Origin of the sequence: Flavobacterium sp. KACC 22761 (genome assembly GCF_034058155.1) — a bacterium.
GTDB lineage: Bacteria > Bacteroidota > Bacteroidia > Flavobacteriales > Flavobacteriaceae > Flavobacterium.
In genome coordinates this window covers 1,673,661-1,690,644 of record NZ_CP139148.1, presented here as the reverse complement: position 1 = coordinate 1,690,644, position 16,984 = coordinate 1,673,661, and the positions used below count along the sequence as shown (strand labels likewise).

Annotated in this window: 11 protein-coding genes; all 11 read right to left on the bottom strand. The window is 36.3% G+C overall.

Annotated elements, in window-relative coordinates; all coding sequences use genetic code 11:
- Window positions 1–8: 8 nt before the first annotated feature.
- Window positions 9–1,517: an L-arabinose isomerase gene (gene araA / locus SCB73_RS07390; protein ID WP_320569429.1), complete on the bottom strand. Its 1,509-nt coding sequence runs from the start codon at window positions 1,515–1,517 to the stop codon at window positions 9–11.
- A 79-nt stretch (window positions 1,518–1,596) separates the two neighbouring features.
- Complete coding sequence (locus SCB73_RS07385) at window positions 1,597–2,298, bottom strand: L-ribulose-5-phosphate 4-epimerase (protein WP_132988145.1); 702 nt, start codon at window positions 2,296–2,298, stop codon at window positions 1,597–1,599.
- A complete protein-coding gene (locus SCB73_RS07380) occupies window positions 2,282–3,973 on the bottom strand; it encodes a ribulokinase (protein ID WP_320569428.1) in 1,692 nt (563 codons plus the stop codon). Before SCB73_RS07380 ends, SCB73_RS07385 begins: the two co-directional genes overlap by 17 nt.
- A gap of 167 nt (window positions 3,974–4,140) precedes the next feature.
- On the bottom strand, window positions 4,141–6,126 hold the full coding sequence (locus SCB73_RS07375; RefSeq protein ID WP_320569427.1) for an alpha-L-arabinofuranosidase C-terminal domain-containing protein: 1,986 nt from the start codon (window positions 6,124–6,126) through the stop codon (window positions 4,141–4,143).
- Window positions 6,127–6,387: 261 nt separating this feature from the next.
- The gene (locus SCB73_RS07370; RefSeq protein ID WP_320569426.1) at window positions 6,388–7,371 is read right to left on the bottom strand and encodes an arabinan endo-1,5-alpha-L-arabinosidase; all 984 of its coding nucleotides are present in this window, start codon (window positions 7,369–7,371) and stop codon (window positions 6,388–6,390) included.
- Window positions 7,372–7,380: 9 nt separating this feature from the next.
- On the bottom strand, window positions 7,381–9,669 hold the full coding sequence (locus tag SCB73_RS07365) for a glycoside hydrolase family 127 protein (protein WP_320569425.1): 2,289 nt from the start codon (window positions 9,667–9,669) through the stop codon (window positions 7,381–7,383).
- A 163-nt stretch (window positions 9,670–9,832) separates the two neighbouring features.
- A complete protein-coding gene (locus SCB73_RS07360) occupies window positions 9,833–10,777 on the bottom strand; it encodes a glycoside hydrolase family 43 protein (RefSeq protein ID WP_320569424.1) in 945 nt (314 codons plus the stop codon).
- 195 nt (window positions 10,778–10,972) lie between these two features.
- Window positions 10,973–12,598, bottom strand: a complete 1,626-nt coding sequence (locus SCB73_RS07355) for an arabinan endo-1,5-alpha-L-arabinosidase (RefSeq protein WP_320569423.1) — start codon at window positions 12,596–12,598, stop codon at window positions 10,973–10,975.
- 12 nt (window positions 12,599–12,610) lie between these two features.
- Window positions 12,611–14,158 (bottom strand): alpha-N-arabinofuranosidase, encoded by a 1,548-nt coding sequence (locus SCB73_RS07350; protein WP_320569422.1) that lies wholly within the window; start codon window positions 14,156–14,158, stop codon window positions 12,611–12,613.
- A gap of 61 nt (window positions 14,159–14,219) precedes the next feature.
- Entirely contained in the window at window positions 14,220–15,230 is a 1,011-nt protein-coding gene (locus SCB73_RS07345; protein ID WP_320569421.1) for an arabinan endo-1,5-alpha-L-arabinosidase, read from the bottom strand.
- A 187-nt stretch (window positions 15,231–15,417) separates the two neighbouring features.
- On the bottom strand, window positions 15,418–16,980 hold the full coding sequence (locus tag SCB73_RS07340; protein WP_320569420.1) for a RagB/SusD family nutrient uptake outer membrane protein: 1,563 nt from the start codon (window positions 16,978–16,980) through the stop codon (window positions 15,418–15,420).
- Window positions 16,981–16,984 lie beyond the last annotated feature (4 nt).

Here is a 16,984-nt window from a genome sequence, read left to right as displayed (position 1 = left end):
TGACTAATTTATAGTCCGTGTTGAAACAAATGATAATACGCTTCGTTTGCGTTGATTTTATCTTTAAACTCTCTTACAGTAGTTTTCTCGTCAATTACCAACAATTCGATTCCGGCAATGTCTGCAAAATCTTCCATATATTCTGTTGTAATTGATTGGCTGTAAACCGTGTGATGCGCTCCACCTGCCAAAATCCAAGCTGTTGCTGCCACTTCTAAATTTGGTTTACAATCCCAAAGAACGCGAGCAACTGGAAGTTTCGGCAATTCTGCCATTGGTTTAACGGCTTCCACTTCGTTCACGATCAAACGGAAACGAGTTCCCATATCAACCAATGAAACATTAATTGCATCACCTGCAGGCGAATTGAATACCAAACGAGCTGGATCTTCTTTTCCTCCGATTCCTAATGGATGCACTTCGCAAGAAGGTTTTCCATCAGCAATAGATGGACAGATTTCCAACATGTGAGAACCTAAAACGTATGATTTTTGTGGTGTAAAATGGTACGTATAATCTTCCATGAAAGAAGTTCCTCCTTCTAAACCAACACACATTACTTTTAAAGCTCTAACCATTGCAGCTGTTTTCCAGTCTCCTTCTCCACCAAAACCATAACCATCAGCCATTAATCTTTGTGTTGCGATTCCTGGTAATTGTTTCCAAACACCAAGGTTTTCGAAAGTATCTGTAAAAGCTCCGAAACCTCCTTCTTCAAGGAAAGCTCTTAAACCTAATTCGATTTTTGCAGCTTCAACCAAAGAACTTCTTTGTGCGCCACCTTCTTTTAAAGAATCTGTTAAGTTATAAGAAGACTCATAAACAGCTAATAAATCAGCCAATTGTTTATCTGTTACTTTCTCAATATGTTTTGTAACGTCTGAAGAATCGTATCCGTTTACCGACATTCCAAAACGAATTTGAGCCTCCACTTTATCGCCTTCTGTAACGGCAACTTCACGCATATTGTCTCCAATACGAGCTACTTTTAAGTTTTGAAGTTCATCCCAACCTAAAACGACTCTTGACCAGATTCCTAATTGTTTTTGAACTCTCTGATCTTCCCAGTGGCCTACAACTACTTTACGTTTTTTGCGTAATCGAGACATAATGAAACCGAATTCACGATCTCCGTGAGCCGATTGATTTAAGTTCATGAAATCCATGTCGATGCTTCCCCATGGAATTTCAGCATTGTATTGTGTATGCAAGTGGCATAATGGCTTTTTCAAAATACTCAAACCTCCAATCCACATTTTTGCTGGTGAAAAAGTGTGCATCCAAGCAATAATTCCGATACAGTTTTTCTCAGAGTTTGCTGCCAAACAAACATCTAAAATCTGTGAAGGCGATTTTACCACATCTTTATAAACCACTTTTACCGGAATTGAAGATGAAGCGTCTAATCCTTTTGCAATAATCTGCGAATGTTCTGCTACTTTTCTTAGTGTTTCTTCACCGTATAATTCTTGGCTTCCTACTACAAACCATACTTCTTTTTGAGATATATCTATCATTTTGTTTAATCGTTTATTTGTTGAATTGTTTAATCGTTTTGCAGATAATCTAAAATCTGCACTCTAAAATCTAAAATCATTACTGTCCGTAATACGAATCTTTTCCGTGTTTACGGTTGTAATGTTTCTTAATTAATGAATCTTTTAATCTTGGTGCGTTTGGATTTATTTGCAAAGTCAGGTAGGCCATTTCTGCTACAACTTCCAGAACTTTGCTATTGTAAACCGCTTTTGCAGCATTTTTTCCCCAAGCGAATGGGCCGTGATTTCCTATCAAAATCATTTCTACTTCTTCGTACGAAAGATTTTTTTCTTTGAAACAATCCAAAATCTGAATTCCGGTATTGTGTTCGTAGTTTCCTTCAATTAAATGATCTGCCATCGGGGGCGCACACGGAATATCAGCTGTTAAATGATCGGCATGTGTTGTTCCGAAAATTGGAATATCCTGCTGTGCCTGTGCCCAAGCAACCGAATACGTTGCGTGTGTATGCGCAACACCTCCAATATTTGGCCAGTTTTTATATAAATAAGCATGCGTTTTGGTGTCTGACGACGGACGCATCGTTCCTTCAATAACATTATTATCAAAATCGACAATTACAATATCTTCAGGTTTTAAATCTTCATAAGGAACACCGCTTGGCTTAATGGCAAAAACACCATTTTTTCTGTCAACAGCGCTTACATTTCCGAATGTATAAACCACCAAATTCAATGCATTTAGCTGCATATTAGCTTCGTAACATTCTTGTTTTAAATCTTTATACTGAGAACTCATTTTGAGAAATTTTAATTGTTGGATCTGCAAAAGCACTTAATTGTTCGTAAGCAATCAGCAACTTATTATAAGCAACTACTTTATCTAATTGAGGGAAAAATTCTCCGTCAAAATCACTTCCGATTTTCTGGCTTGCTTCGATTACATTTGGATAAATTCCGGCCGCAACGGCTGCATAAATTGCTGCTCCTAAAGCCGGAGTTTGGTCTGAAGCTGCTATTTTAATGGGCTTGTTTAAAACATTCGCCAAAGTCTGCATGATGAAAGGAGATTTACGAGCAACACCACCAATTCCGATAACGCTGTCGATTTTTACACCTTCTTCTTCAAAACGATCTACAATTTTCTTCGCTCCAAAGCAAATTGCGTTTACTAAAGCTTTAAAAATATGTGGCGCCTTTGTTCCTAATGAAAGATTTGAAATCGCGCTTTTTACTTCTTGGTTTGCATCTGGAGTTCGTCGCCCGTTAATCCAATCTAATGCAATTGGAAGACTTTCTGAAACCGGAATTTTCTCTGCTTCTTTAGTCAATTCTACAATTAATTTATCGCTGAATTCTTCTCTTAGTTGTTCTTTTTGAGCATCATTTAAAAGAGATGAAGCACCTAATAAATGTTCTGTTGGCCACATCAATAATTCCTTGTACCAAGCCAATAAATCTCCAAAAGCAGATTGTCCTGCTTCCAAACCAATAAATCCTGGAATAACAGAACCATCAACTTGTCCGCAGATGCCGCGAACGGTTTTTGTTCCAACCTCATCATAAGAACCAACCAGAATATCACAAGTTGAAGTTCCCATAACACGAACCAAAGTATTTTCTTCAATTTTAGCTCCAACTGCTCCAGAATGCGCATCGAAAGTTCCAACAGCAATTACTGTTTCTGTTGAAAGTCCTAAGCGATCTGCCCATTCTTGGCTTAATTTTCCAGCAACTAAATCGGATGTATAAGTTTCATCGTATAAGTTTCCTCGAAGTTGCGCTAAATATGGATGTAATTTTTCTAAGAATTCAACTGGCGGCAATCCGTTCCAGTCTGTGTGCCACATGGCTTTGTGACCTGCAGCGCAACGGCTTCTTTTGAATGTTTTTAGATCTTTATCTTCGATTAATAAATACGTCATTAAATCGCAGTGCTCCATCCAAGTATATGCAGCATTTCGAACCGCTTCGTCTTGTCTTGCAATGTGAAGAATTTTTGCCCAAAACCATTCAGAAGAGTAAATTCCTCCTACGTATTTTGTAACGTCTTCTCCACCCCAGCTAACTGCAAGTTCGTTGATTTCATTGGCTTCGTTTATAGAAGTGTGATCTTTCCACAAAACCATCATCGCATTTGGGTTTTCTTCAAAACCTTTTGTCAATGCTAATGGCGTTCCGTCTTTTGTAACTGGAACCGGAGAAGATCCCGTTGTATCAATACAAATTCCGCGAACCAATGATGGATCCACTTTGCTTTCTTTTACAACATTTTGAATCGTGATTTCTAATCCTTCGATATGATCCAAAGGATGTTGGCGAAATTGATTTATAGAGGCGTCACAATATTGCTTGTTTTTCCATCTTTTATAATGAGAAACGTTCGATGCCAGCTCTTGCCCATTTTCAGTGTCTATTAGCACCGCTCGAACAGAATCTGTTCCGTAGTCCAATCCTATTACGTAATTTTTCATTCTAAATTTGTTTTATTGTTCACAAATATAAATATAATTCATTTATAAGTGTATAAAAAACACTTAATAAAAACAGGCTCCTTAATTTTTACAAATAATGCATCAAAATCAAGTATTTTGAATCTAAAAAACCAATAAACGTATGATTTACATTTATTATGTTGCGATTATTTCATCTTAATTTTCAAAACTGTAACTGAGTATGGTGCAAAATCATACTGAACTTTGCTTCCGCTCACTTTAAATTCGCTTTCTTTTGGACTAATTTTAGTTGGAGCTTCAAACGAATTTTCATCATTTATGCCATCGCCTTTCAAAGTAACTGCCGTTCCTTTTGAGTCTAATCTTGCTCCTTTTAAATCAATTGAAACATTTTGAGCCGAACTTGAAGCATTAACAATTTTCAAGATTACTTCTTTCGTATTCACATCTTTTACCGCCGATGCAAACAAATCATTTTGTCCAATTACTGCTTTTCCGTCTTTTGTAATAGTGATTAAATCAGTTCCTTTATTATTAGAAAACAGTTTTTGTACATAATAATTTGGTGTTCCATACGACTGTAAATTGTTGAACCAAATCATATCTGGAGTCCATTGCCAACCCTCAACATGTGCCAATAACGGCGCGTAAGATGTTAAATGAACCACTTCAGCATTTCGCTCCATTCCTGTCATGAAAGCGGCTTCAGAAAAAGCACATTCCCAGTTGTTTTTATTCTCCGGACTTGCGATTGCCACACTTTGCGCTGCATATTCTCCTGCGAAGATTTTTGGTCCTTTACGGTCGTAATTATCATAACGCGTTACATTTTTACGGAACCAAGCTGGATCTTTGTAATAATGTTCGTCAACAATTTCAGCATTCAAGCTTTTAAGTTCTTTCATACCATAATCAAAATAATCTCCATCAGGGAAAGGCCCTGTTCCAGACACAATCGTGATATTTGGATATTTTGCTTTTATTGCTTTTTGGAATACTTTGAAACGCTCAATATAATCTGGTCCCCATTGCTCATTTCCAACTCCAATAAGTTTTAAATTGAATGGTTTTGGGTGTCCCATATCTGATCTTAATTTACCCCAAGCTGTGGCAACATCGCCATTTGCAAATTCGATCAAGTCCAAAGCATCCTGCACATAAGGATCGATTTGGTCCATCGGAACTAATTCTCCTGTATTAAATTGGCACGCCATTCCACAGCTCAAAATTGGAAGCGGAGATGCTCCAATATCTTCCGCAAGCTGGAAATATTCAAAAAATCCTAAACCAAAGCTTTGGAAATAATCTGGTGCTGGTCTGTGTTTGAATTCCATATTCCAACGGTTAACCGCCGTTTCTCTGTCTTCAACATTTCCAACCGATTTTTTCCATTGGTAGCGTTCTGCCAAAGTTCTTCCTTCAACAATACATCCGCCAGGGAAACGTAAAAATCCTGGTTTTAAATCGTATAATAATTGTACTAAATCAGCACGCATTCCGTTTTTTCTTCCTTTCCAGGTATCTTCAGGGAAAAGCGAAATATTATCTAAATCGATAACTCCATTTCCTTCAAAAGTAATTTTCAATTTTCCTTTTGCTTCAGTTGCAGAAGATGTCAATTGAGCCGTATAATTTGACCAATCTTTAGAATTTGGAACGATTGAAGTTTCACCCAAAACTTTGTTGTTTTTGTCAATAAACTGAAATTTGATTTTTGAAATATTTCCAGAAATTTTTGCTGCTTTCAAAGACAAATTGTATTTCAAATCTTTTTTAAGCCCCATTCCTCTAAAGCCTTCATTAATCAACTCATAACCGTTTGCATCGTTAATTGTTACTCGGCAATAATTATGATTTGTCCCTTTTTGAGAATACTGAATCACATTTGCAATTCCTGATTGTGTATTTAATTTATGACGGTCACTGTTTGGCTCATTCCATCCCATCATTGGAAACTGAAATTCGAATGATCTGTTTTTGATCATCTCGGCATACAATCCGCCATCTGCAGCAAAATTGATGTCTTCAAAAAACACACCGTACATTGTTGGTTCGATTTTGGTTACTGTTTTTGCAACATCAACCTGAAGATTATTTTTTTGTGCCGATGCATAAATGCCGTTCAGCAATAAACCACAAAGGGTAATTTTTGTAATTAAATTGGACTTCATTTTTTTATAATTAATGTGTTCTATGGCACGCGGATGACGCGGATAAAACGGGTTTTTAATTTTATTTTTTTTTTAGTGTGGCTTTAATTTAAACACATAGAATCATAGTTTGCTTTGTTTAAAAAAGGCATTTTCATTTATTTAAAATTAACATAGCTCTGTGTTTAAATTTTCTCTCGCAGATTAGGCAGATCTATTTTGATCTTTTATCTAAATAGTCTAAAATCTTGCTTCTTTGTTCTATTTTCTATAATCTATATTCTATTTTAAGACAGGCCATAAATCAGTATCCCATTTCATTTCTTTTACTACTAATCTTGGTGTTCCGTTCGTTTTCTTTTCATAAGCGTGATAAAAAATGTAATCTTTACCATCAAATGTATAAGCGCTGTTGTGTCCAACACCAAAATAATTTTCGTCACCTTGAACTACAATACTTCCTCCACCTTCGTTTAATGGTTTTCCGTCTTTATCGATATAAGGTCCGGTTGCATTTTTTGATCTTCCAACCACAACTTTATAAGTACTTTTTTCGCCACGGCAACACAAATCCCAAGAAAGAAATTGATAGTAATAACCGTTTTTCTTAAAGATAAATGGAGCTTCAAGTGCGCCATCGCCAGGATCTGAATCGGCTAGTTCAAAAGTTCTTTTTCGTTTTGAGATCGTATGCCATTCTTGAGGCTGGGCAATGGATTTTAGGTCGGGATTTAATTTTACCATTTTCAATCCTTCCCAAAAAGAGCCAAATGAAAGCCAAGGTATATTGTTTTCATCAAAAACCAAATTCGGATCAATGGCATTCCACATGTCACGATTAGGCTGTGATTGAATGACAATTCCTTGATCGACCCATTTGTAATTTTTATCAGATGGATCTAATGTTGTATTAGTCGCAACGCCAATCGCCGAAGTATTTTTGGCGAAAGCCGAAACCGAATAATAGAGATAATAGATATTATTATGGAATGAAATATCGGGTGCCCAAATATGATTCTTGAAATCGGCTGCAACACCATCAGCCCAAACGGGTTTGTCTTTGAAAACCTGTGGCTGTTTGTCCCATTTTTTTAAATCTTTTGAACTAAAAACGCTGATTCCATTTCCGGTACAATATAAATAATAAGTGTCTTTTTGTTTGATCACAACCGGATCGTGAACAACAATATCTTGTGCTATTACTGCAGATCCCGTTAAAATAAATAGGATCGAGAATACTGATTTTATTTTGGTATACAATTGCATGATTATTTTTTATTTAACAATTCTTATTTGAGAAATTTTAGACGTTTTTTTGCCATCTTTAGACTTAATACTTAAATTAATAATTTGAGTATTGTCTAATTTGAATTGAATTATCTTGTCTTTTTTTGCCACAATTGCAGCAGGTTTTTCATTAATAAAAACATCAAGGTTATCCGTTTTAAAATCTCCTAAAAAACTAATTTCAATATATTTTCCCTCTAGATTTTTATTTATCATTTGATAGGAAATATAAGAGCTGGTATTTCTCCAAAAACCATCTTCCTCATAGCCCGATTCACTTTTTTCTCCTTTATAATGGTGATCTACTTCGGGCTGTTGTTCTCCACAATTTATTTTATCGACCGTATTAGCTTCAATAGCCATAGCTTCGATTTCTTGTTGTTTTAACAATGCTTGTTTTTCTTTGTACTCTTCTGGTTTATAGGTTTGAAAATACATCTGATAACGGGCATCGTGTATTTCAAAAAAAGGTTGTAATTCTAATGAATCTAACTTAAAGCGCATATTGCCTAAATCTTTAAGTTTTGAAACAAAACTTCCCTCTTCTCCTACTAGTGCATAGGCTTTGTCTAACGAAACATATTTTCCTTGAGCAACATGTCCCATTCGACTATCATCGGCAAACAAACCATCTAAATTATCAGTAGAGGTTTTAGCAGCTAATACAATAGGACCAGTTACAAATGCGGCCCAATTAGAGCCATCAGGCAACTTTTCCAAATGAGTTGAAGTCTGGAATGCAATAGTTATTTTATCTCCTGATTTCCATTTTCTTGCCAGACTTACATAGTTAGCTGGTTTGGTATCTGTTTTTTGCAATTTTCCGTTGACTAAAATTTCGAAATTCGTTGCCCATTTTGGATAACGAATATTCAAAACAAAAGATTTAGAATTTTTAAGTTTTAGAACAATCTCAGTATTGTTTTCATAAGGAAATTTTGTGGTTTGCTCTAATTCTATTCCTTTTTCCTTCCAATTTAAAGTGGATGGAATAAAAAGATTTACAAAAATATCATGCTCTGAATGGCTATAAATTAATTCTCCATATTTAGAATGATTTTCAAGTCCCGTGCCGACGCAACACCACATGCTGGTTTCTGGTTGGGAATATACACGATAATGATTTGGTCGAATTGGAGTAAAATACACAAACCCACCTTTATTAGGCTCTTGGCTGGAAAGAATGTGATTGTAAAGTGTACGCTCATAAAAATCAAGGTAACTCACATCATTTTTGTCTAAAAACAATGCTTTACTTAAACGTTCCATATTATAGGAATTACAAGTTTCAGGACCTTGATTTGATTTTAGCATACCACTAAAATCATCTATAGGATTGAAATGTTCCGCAACGCTATTTCCTCCAAAAGCGACAGTTCTTTTTTCGGTGACATTTTTCCAAAAAAACTGCGCAGCATCAGACCATTGTTCATTATTTGATAGCTTTCCAATTTTCTCAAAACCAATAACTTTTGGTATTTGCGTATTAGCATGTAAGCCCGTTAGTTTGTCTTCCTTTTTAATTAATGGATCAAGAATGGCTTTTTGCGAAAGTTTTTCAGCCGTTTCAAGGTATTTTTTGTTTTTTGTGATGGTATATAAATCAGCAAAAGATTCATTTATACCGCCATGTTCTGTTTTTAAAATTTTTTGAATTTGCTCATCAGAAAGAGGTCGGATCAATTCGATAAACCAATCGCCTAATTTTATTACAATTTCTTTTGCCTTTTCATTACCGGTATAATTATACGCATCAATTAAGCCTGCAAAAAGTTTATGAATATTGTAGATTGGAACCCAGGTATTATTTAAACCAAAACCACTACCGTCTATATCTCCTTTGTGAATTCTATCCCAAAAGACTTTTCCTTCAGGAATACCTCCAACATAACCCGTACCATCCTTTTCCTGACAACGAGCCAATTCAGAAATCATATAATCCAATCGGCTTTTAATTTCTTCATTTCCCGTAGAAGCATACATCATAGATAATCCCGCTAAATAATGACCTCCTATATGTCCATCAAGACCTATGTTCTCCCAGTTGCCATATCTATCGGCTTTTGTAGGTAAGCCGGCAGCTATCAAATAAGGTGCTAGTAATCGGTCTGGATTTAAGTCTAATAAATATTTAAGATCAACATTTTGAGCATTTTTGAAAGGACCACTAGTTAGTTTTATCTCTTGCAATTTAAATTCCTGCATTTGGGCAATTGAAGAGAAAGTAATTAAAAGAGCGGCAACTAAACAAAATGATTTAGTTGTTGTTTTTTTCAAACGCTCTTTTATGTATGAGAAAACCATGTGTTAAAATATAATTGTTAAAATACTTCGTTTTTAAACCATGTAAGTGATTTAAGTCAATTTAAGTTTTGGTTAAGCGTAAACTTATTAGATCATATAAGCTGTAAAAACTGAAAACCGTGACTGTGACTGAAAATTATTGAATCCCCTCAGATGTCATTACAACTCTTTTCATTGTTCCGTCTTTGTTATAATACAATTTATCTACACAAACCGATCTTCTGAAACTTCCTCCATGCGGAATTGACGCTCCGTTATGATAAATAAAATACGATTGCCCTTTAAAATCAATAATCGCCTGATGATTTGTATTGCTGTTTCCTGCCAATTCATTTAAAATTCCTTTAAATTCCCAAGGACCATTTATTGATTTGCTCATGGCGTAGGCAATTTTCTCTGGGAATTCATAAGCGTACGACAAATAATACCAATCTTTATGTTTGTGAATCCATGGTGCTTCAGTATAATTTGGAAGTTTTATTTGATGAATTTCTCCATCTATTTCGGTCATGTTCTCTTTTAATTTTGCATAATGACAGGCTGTATTTCCCCAAAACAAATAAGCTTGTCCATCAGTATCAATGTAAACCGTCGGATCGATGTCGTCCCAGCTTATATCGGTAAATTTGGTCATGTCATTTGTAATTAAAGCTTTCCCTAAAGCATCTTTAAAAGGTCCGATTGGACTATCTGAAACCGCAACACCAATTGATTTTCCAGGAATTGTGCCATGTTCAACTGTTACATACCAATAAAATTTTCCATTTCTTTCAATTACCTGCGAAGCCCAGGCATCGCTTTTGGCCCATTTAAAATCAGTAACTTTTAATGGCACCAGATGCGATTCCCATTTTTTCATATCAGAAGAAGAATACACAACCCATTCGTTCATCTTATAAAAATTAAAATCGTTTGGTGCTTCATCATGACCGGCATACAAATACACTTTATCCTTGTAAACCAATGCTGCAGGATCGCCTGTGTATTGATCCTTAATAATTGGATTATTGAATTTTACCGATTGTGCAATTCCTGCGATCGATAAAAGCAAAATGGAAAGGCTTGTAAATAGGTTTTTCATTATCGTTTTATTTTTTTTTAGCCACAGATTAAATGATTAAAATGATTTTTTCTAAATCTGTGGCTTATTTTTTCTCACGCTCCCGATAGTTATCGGGATGGCAGATTGAGCAGATTTTTATTTTAGAATTTTAAAAATTGTAATTTTCTAATTTTCTAATTTTCTAATTTTCTAATTTTCTAATTTTCTAATTTTCTAATTAATCTTTTTACCCCAAACTGGCAATCCTGCGCCGGTATATCCAGAATAACTCAGGGTTACTTTTCTGGTTGACAATTCCCAATCCCAGGCATCAGATACATTACATTTTACTCCATTTACCGTTAAAACTTTTTTAGAGCTGTCGTATGACCAAGTTCCTGTAGCATCTCCACTCACTTTTTTATCGGCAGTCAAATAAATTGTTCCTGCTTTTTGCATGGTTTTGTATTGATAGTTCATTGTAATTTGTTCCCAAGTTCCAATGAAATTTGCCTCTGTAATTGTTGTTGCTGGAACACCTGCGTAACGTTCTGCTTCGACAACTGGCCAGCCATCTTCTGTCCATTGAATGGCGCGAACATGGCCCATCATTACAGCATTTGAAACTGCAATTCCTGGAACGCCTTCCGGCAAACGCGCTTGAGAAGCATAATACCATTGCTTCGTATCTGGATTTTGGAAAACCGCACAATGTGAAAATCCAACCCAGCCCGTATGATTTTTGAATTGGTACGGATGCGTAACCATTGGATAACATTCAGCACCAGTTGTAATACTGCTTCCGCTGATGGTCAAGTATGGTCCTAAAATGTTTTTTGAACGAGCCACACGCGTGTTATACGCAACCGATAATTCATCATAAGCCAAAAACAAATAATAATATTGCGTATCTGGATTGTAGATAATTTCCGGCCCTTCGAGCGCTTGCCAACGATTTGTACTTACGTTTCCACGTCCTGCAATTCGAACTCCGTAATCGTCAATTGTTTTTAATTTTGCTGGTTTTCCTGTTGCTGGATCTAATTTCAAAGCGGCAATTCCGGAATGCCATGAACCGTAAATTAAATATTGATCGCCTTCTGGAGTCTGAATAAAACTTGGATCGATCGCATTGAATTTAAAATAGGCATCCCAATCGTTTGCTCCATTTCGAACGTAGCTTTTCACGCCGTCAGGTTCTGAACAAACTACCATTCCTTTATCAACCCAATTATTTGAAGCCAAATCTGTAGTTTCAGCCAAACCGATAAAAGCACGTTCTGACCAAGATGTATTGGTATCTGTTCCTGTAATTGGATTCGTAACTACAATGCTGTAGTACATTCTGAAAACATTCCCCACTTTTCGAACGCATGGTGCCCAATATCCGTAACTCGGATTTGTGATTGGAGGAAGAGCTGGATTCATTCTTGCTCTTTTATTGTTCAAAGAATCTTTTACCCAAGCCGGAGCCTGAGTCATTGATGATCCCATGAATTCCCAATTGATTAAATCTTTTGATCTTCTGTAAAAAAAATGCCCGTTGCCTTCGTGCGCATTTCCATAAGAAGCATCGGTTTGGTACATATAATAATATTCTCCAGATTTTTCTACCGATGGATCGTGCACATTGGCCAAATTCCATTGCGATCTGCTTCCCCAACTCGAAATTGAAGTATAATTATCTGCATAAGTCGGTCCGGGAAAAGCCGGCGTAACCACTGGCGGGTCAACCACCACAGGCGGATCTGGAGTTACTGGAGTGTCAGGACTGTCACTTGAACAGCCAAACACCAATAACACACCTAAAAACAATCCGATATACGGTGTTGTTTTTAGAATGGAATTTGATTTTTTCATCTTTATATTTTTTTATTTTCCTTCTAACACCACAACTGAGAAAGGAGGAATTGTGATTTCAAGTTTTCCTTTTTTGTTTTCGAAACCTTTAAAAACTGCCGGAACAATTTTGTTTGGTGTATCGAATGAATTGTAATCTTGTAATTTAGCCGATGTTAAAACTGTTCCTGTGAAGTTTTTAACACCTAGTTCATTTACATCAATTTCTATTTTGTTTTTGTTTTTAGCATCCACATTTACCAAAGAAATATGAACCGCACCGTTTTTGTCTTTTGAAGCTGAAGCTGAAACTGCAGGAAGTGTTTCTCCGTTAAAAGTATAGTTTGGAGAATTGAAACTTACAGGTAATAATTTTGCATCTTGATGAACGCTGTACATTTTCATTACATGATATGTTGGCGTTGTGATCATTTTTGCTTTATCTGTTAAGATTACAGCCTGCAAAACATTTACACATTGTGCTAAGTTTGCCATTTTAACTCTGTCAGCGTGATTGTTGAAAATATTCAAAGTTGATCCAGCCAAAACTGCATCACGCATTGTGTTTTGCTGATATAAGAAACCAGGATTTGTTCCTTTCTCCACTTCGTACCAGCCTCCCCATTCGTCAACCATCATGGCTACTTTTTTCTGAGGATCGTATTTGTCCATTATAGCCGAATGCTTTGTAACCAACTCTTCCATTTTTAAAGCCGATTTCATGGTTTTGAAATAACCTTCTTCAGTAAAATCTCTGTCATCGCCTTTTTTAGCCCATTCAATTACAGCATAATGATGTACTCCAAGTCCGCCTAACATATTTGTTGGAATGTTTTTCATCAAGACCTCTGTCCAGTTATAGTCATCACCGTTTGAACCTGATGCAATACGTGTTAGTCCACCAGTATTTTCCCAATCTGACATGAATGTTGCAAATTTTCGGTATTCTCCAGCATAATATTCTGCTGTCATATTTCCTCCGCATCCCCAAGCTTCATTTCCAATTCCCCAGAATTTAACCTTCCAAGGTTCTTTTCTTCCATTTTTTACACGTAAATCGCTCATCGGGCTTTTGCCTCCAAAATTGGTGTACTGAACCCAATCCGCCAATTCCTGCACGGTTCCGCTTCCAACATTTCCTGATAAGTAAGGTTCCGCTCCAAGAAGTTCACACATATTTAGGAAATCATGAGTTCCAAAACTGTTGTCTTCTGTTACACCACCCCACCATTTGTTTACAATAGTTGGTCTTTGTTCTTTTGGTCCAATTCCGTCTTTCCAGTGGTAAGTGTCAGCAAAACAGCCACCAGGCCATCTTAAATTCGGAATTTTTAATTCTTTTAAAGCAGTAATAATGTCATTTCTTACTCCATTTGTGTTTGGTATTTTTGAAGTGTCTCCAACAAAAAATCCGCCGTAAATACAGCGTCCTAAATGTTCGGCAAAATGCCCGTAAATATTTTTGTTGATTACCGGAGCATCAGCATTATTTTTAATGGTAACAACTGTGGTTTGATTTTGGGCAAAACTAACCTGATTACAAAGAGTAATAAGAAAGGTGATTAAAAGTGCTTTTTTCATAATGGTTTTTTAAAGTTTATAAAGAGGAAAGCTTTTACAAACTTTCCTCTAAATATTAAAATTAATAAGAAAGTGTAGGCCACCCTGATGACCATGTAAAATATACAATTTCTAGTTTTGGATTTCCGCTGTCAGCTCCGTCATAATAATGAACAGATCCTTTTTGGGTTCCGGAAATTCTTGACAAATGTCCAGGGCCAATATAATTTCCTTGCGTTGCTAAAACAGTTGTGCCTCCGCCATTTGTTAAAGCTACTCCGTTTTTATCCAAATAAGGTCCATATACATTTGTTGAGCGTCCAACTACAATGTAATAAGTGCTATTAACACCGTTACAGCAAGTTCCTCTGTTTACAAACATATAATAGTAACTTCCTTCTTTGATCAAACAAGGCGCTTCCCATGATGCGCCGTTTCCTCCCGCAACTATTGTTCTTGTTGCACTAGGTTTTCCTGTTGAAACGTTTATTGGAACAACTCCAATTCCGGCATGCCAAGAGCCATAAGCCATATAAACATTGCTTCCGTCAACTAAAATGGAAGGATCGATTGCATTTACATCTGAAGCTGAAGAAGAAGAAACTACAACGCCTCTGTCTGTCCAGGTTGTTCCTGCGCTTTGAGAAATTGCAGGCGTAGTTACCAATCCAATGGCTGAAGTCGCTGATCCAAAAGAGGAACAAGAATAATACATGTTCCATCGATTATTAAACCATGCTACATCTGGGGCCCAGAAATTTTTGCCGAAACCTGGTACGTAACCTGAAATCCAACTTGGTGTAGAAGAGAAAACTGATGTTCCCCAAGTCCAACTTGTTAAATTTGTTGAATATGTCATCGGAATGTTATCACCTGTTGTAAAAACATAATAATTGACACCGCTTTTTACAATTGTGCTAGGGTCATGCGAAGGAACATTTCCGCTAACTGTTTTTGCTGTTAAATTTTTTACCTGAGAATTTTGAGTTTCTACAACTGCAGATGCCTCATCATTCGAAGGGATTATAGTATCTTCATTTTGACAACTTCCTAATAATAATGCTAATAAAACCAAACTTGTAATTGTTTTCATTTGTAATAATTTTAGTAAATGTTAATAATTTAATCTCTCTATAATCTCATTCTCTTTTAAAGATAATATCACATGGCAAACTTTATAAATCTGCCATATGATATTAGGTATTCTAACTAATTCAAAATATTATTTAGTCGCAGTTTTCAGTCTCGGTCTCAGTGAAAACTGTAACTGCAAACTATTTTTAATAACTATCATTTTGTTTTGTTCCCGGATTGTTATCCATTTCCAATTGTGGAATTGGGAAATATTCTCTTCCTGGCGCATAGGAATTGAATTCTGCATCTCTTGTTTTCAACCAAGCCAATTTTGTAGCATCCTGAAGCCAGCCCCAACGACGGATATCATCAAAACGGTGTCCTTCAAGAGGGAATTCCAAGAATCTTTCGTGACCAATTTGATCTCTCATTTGAGCCTGAGTCAATCCTGGTTTTGCGGTTGCTAAATCAGGCAAATTGACTCTGTTTCTTACCATTTGAATATAAGTGTAAGCACCCGGAGTATCTCCTGTTTCGTTTAAGCATTCTGCATACATCAAAAGAATATCGGCATATCTTAACAAACGCTCGTTGATTCCCGATCTCCAATCGTATTCATCGGCAAACTGACCGTCAGAATTTTGATATTTTCTGCAGAAGATATCATTTAAATCGGCTGGACTCGTTGCATAAAAAGTAGCAAAATCTTTACCATATAATTGCATGCCACCTGGTTTGTTGTAAAAAATAGTAGCGTCTAAACGAGGATCAACAGCTCCTGTTTTTGTTTTTTCTTGCTGATATTCATTAAACAATGCCCATGAAGGTTGAACGTCTGTCCATCCAAAAGCTCTTGGCGCATATGTAATTGCACGTGCAGATGTTTTCCCCCAACCTGAAGCTGGCGCACCGCCCCATCCTAAATCAACTCCTCCAGCATCTCTACTGAATTGCACTTCAAAAAGAGACTCAGAATTGTTTTCATTTGCTGTAGTAAAGTTGTCACGATAGTTTGAAACTAAAGAGTAAACTCCCAAATCAATTACTTGTTTAAACGTTGTTTTTGCGTTTGCAAAATCTTTAGTGAACAAATATGCTTTTCCTAAATATCCAAGAGCGGCACCTTTTGTAGCACGTCCTTTTTGACCTTTATCTATTCCTGTAATTGCGTCATATGATGTTGGTAATAATTCGGCAGCAGCTTTAAAATCAGCAATAACTTGAGCCCATCCTTCTGCTTCTGTTTTTTGTGGCGTGTAAAGTTTGATTTCTGTTGGCAACGGAACATTTTTAAACATGTTTACTGCGTGGAAAAAATATAAACCTCTTAAAAAATAAGCCTGTCCTAAAATTCTGTTTTTAAGCGCCGCATCTTCAAATTGTATCTCTGGAACATTTGTCAAAACTTGATTTGCACGGTAAATTCCTTGATAATACGTTTCAAAAGCCCAACCGTAAATTGCAGGGTCTGTTGGGTTTGAGTTGAAACGGCCTACATTGTACATCGCTCCCCAAGGGCTATTACTGCGTGTATCATCACCTTTTAAATCTAAAAGCAATGGCGTGCTTCTCATATAAGTTCCATCTGTAAGTAAACTTCCGTAAGCGGCATTTACTCCTTCGATTGCGTCTTGATCTGTTTTCCAAAATGAACCTGCAGTTTCAACGTTAGGGTCCACTTGGTTCAAGTCTTCATTATCAACGCAGCTTGTGGTTACAAGTGCCAATGAAAAGAAAACCGTTATATAATTAAATACTTTATATTTCATTTTA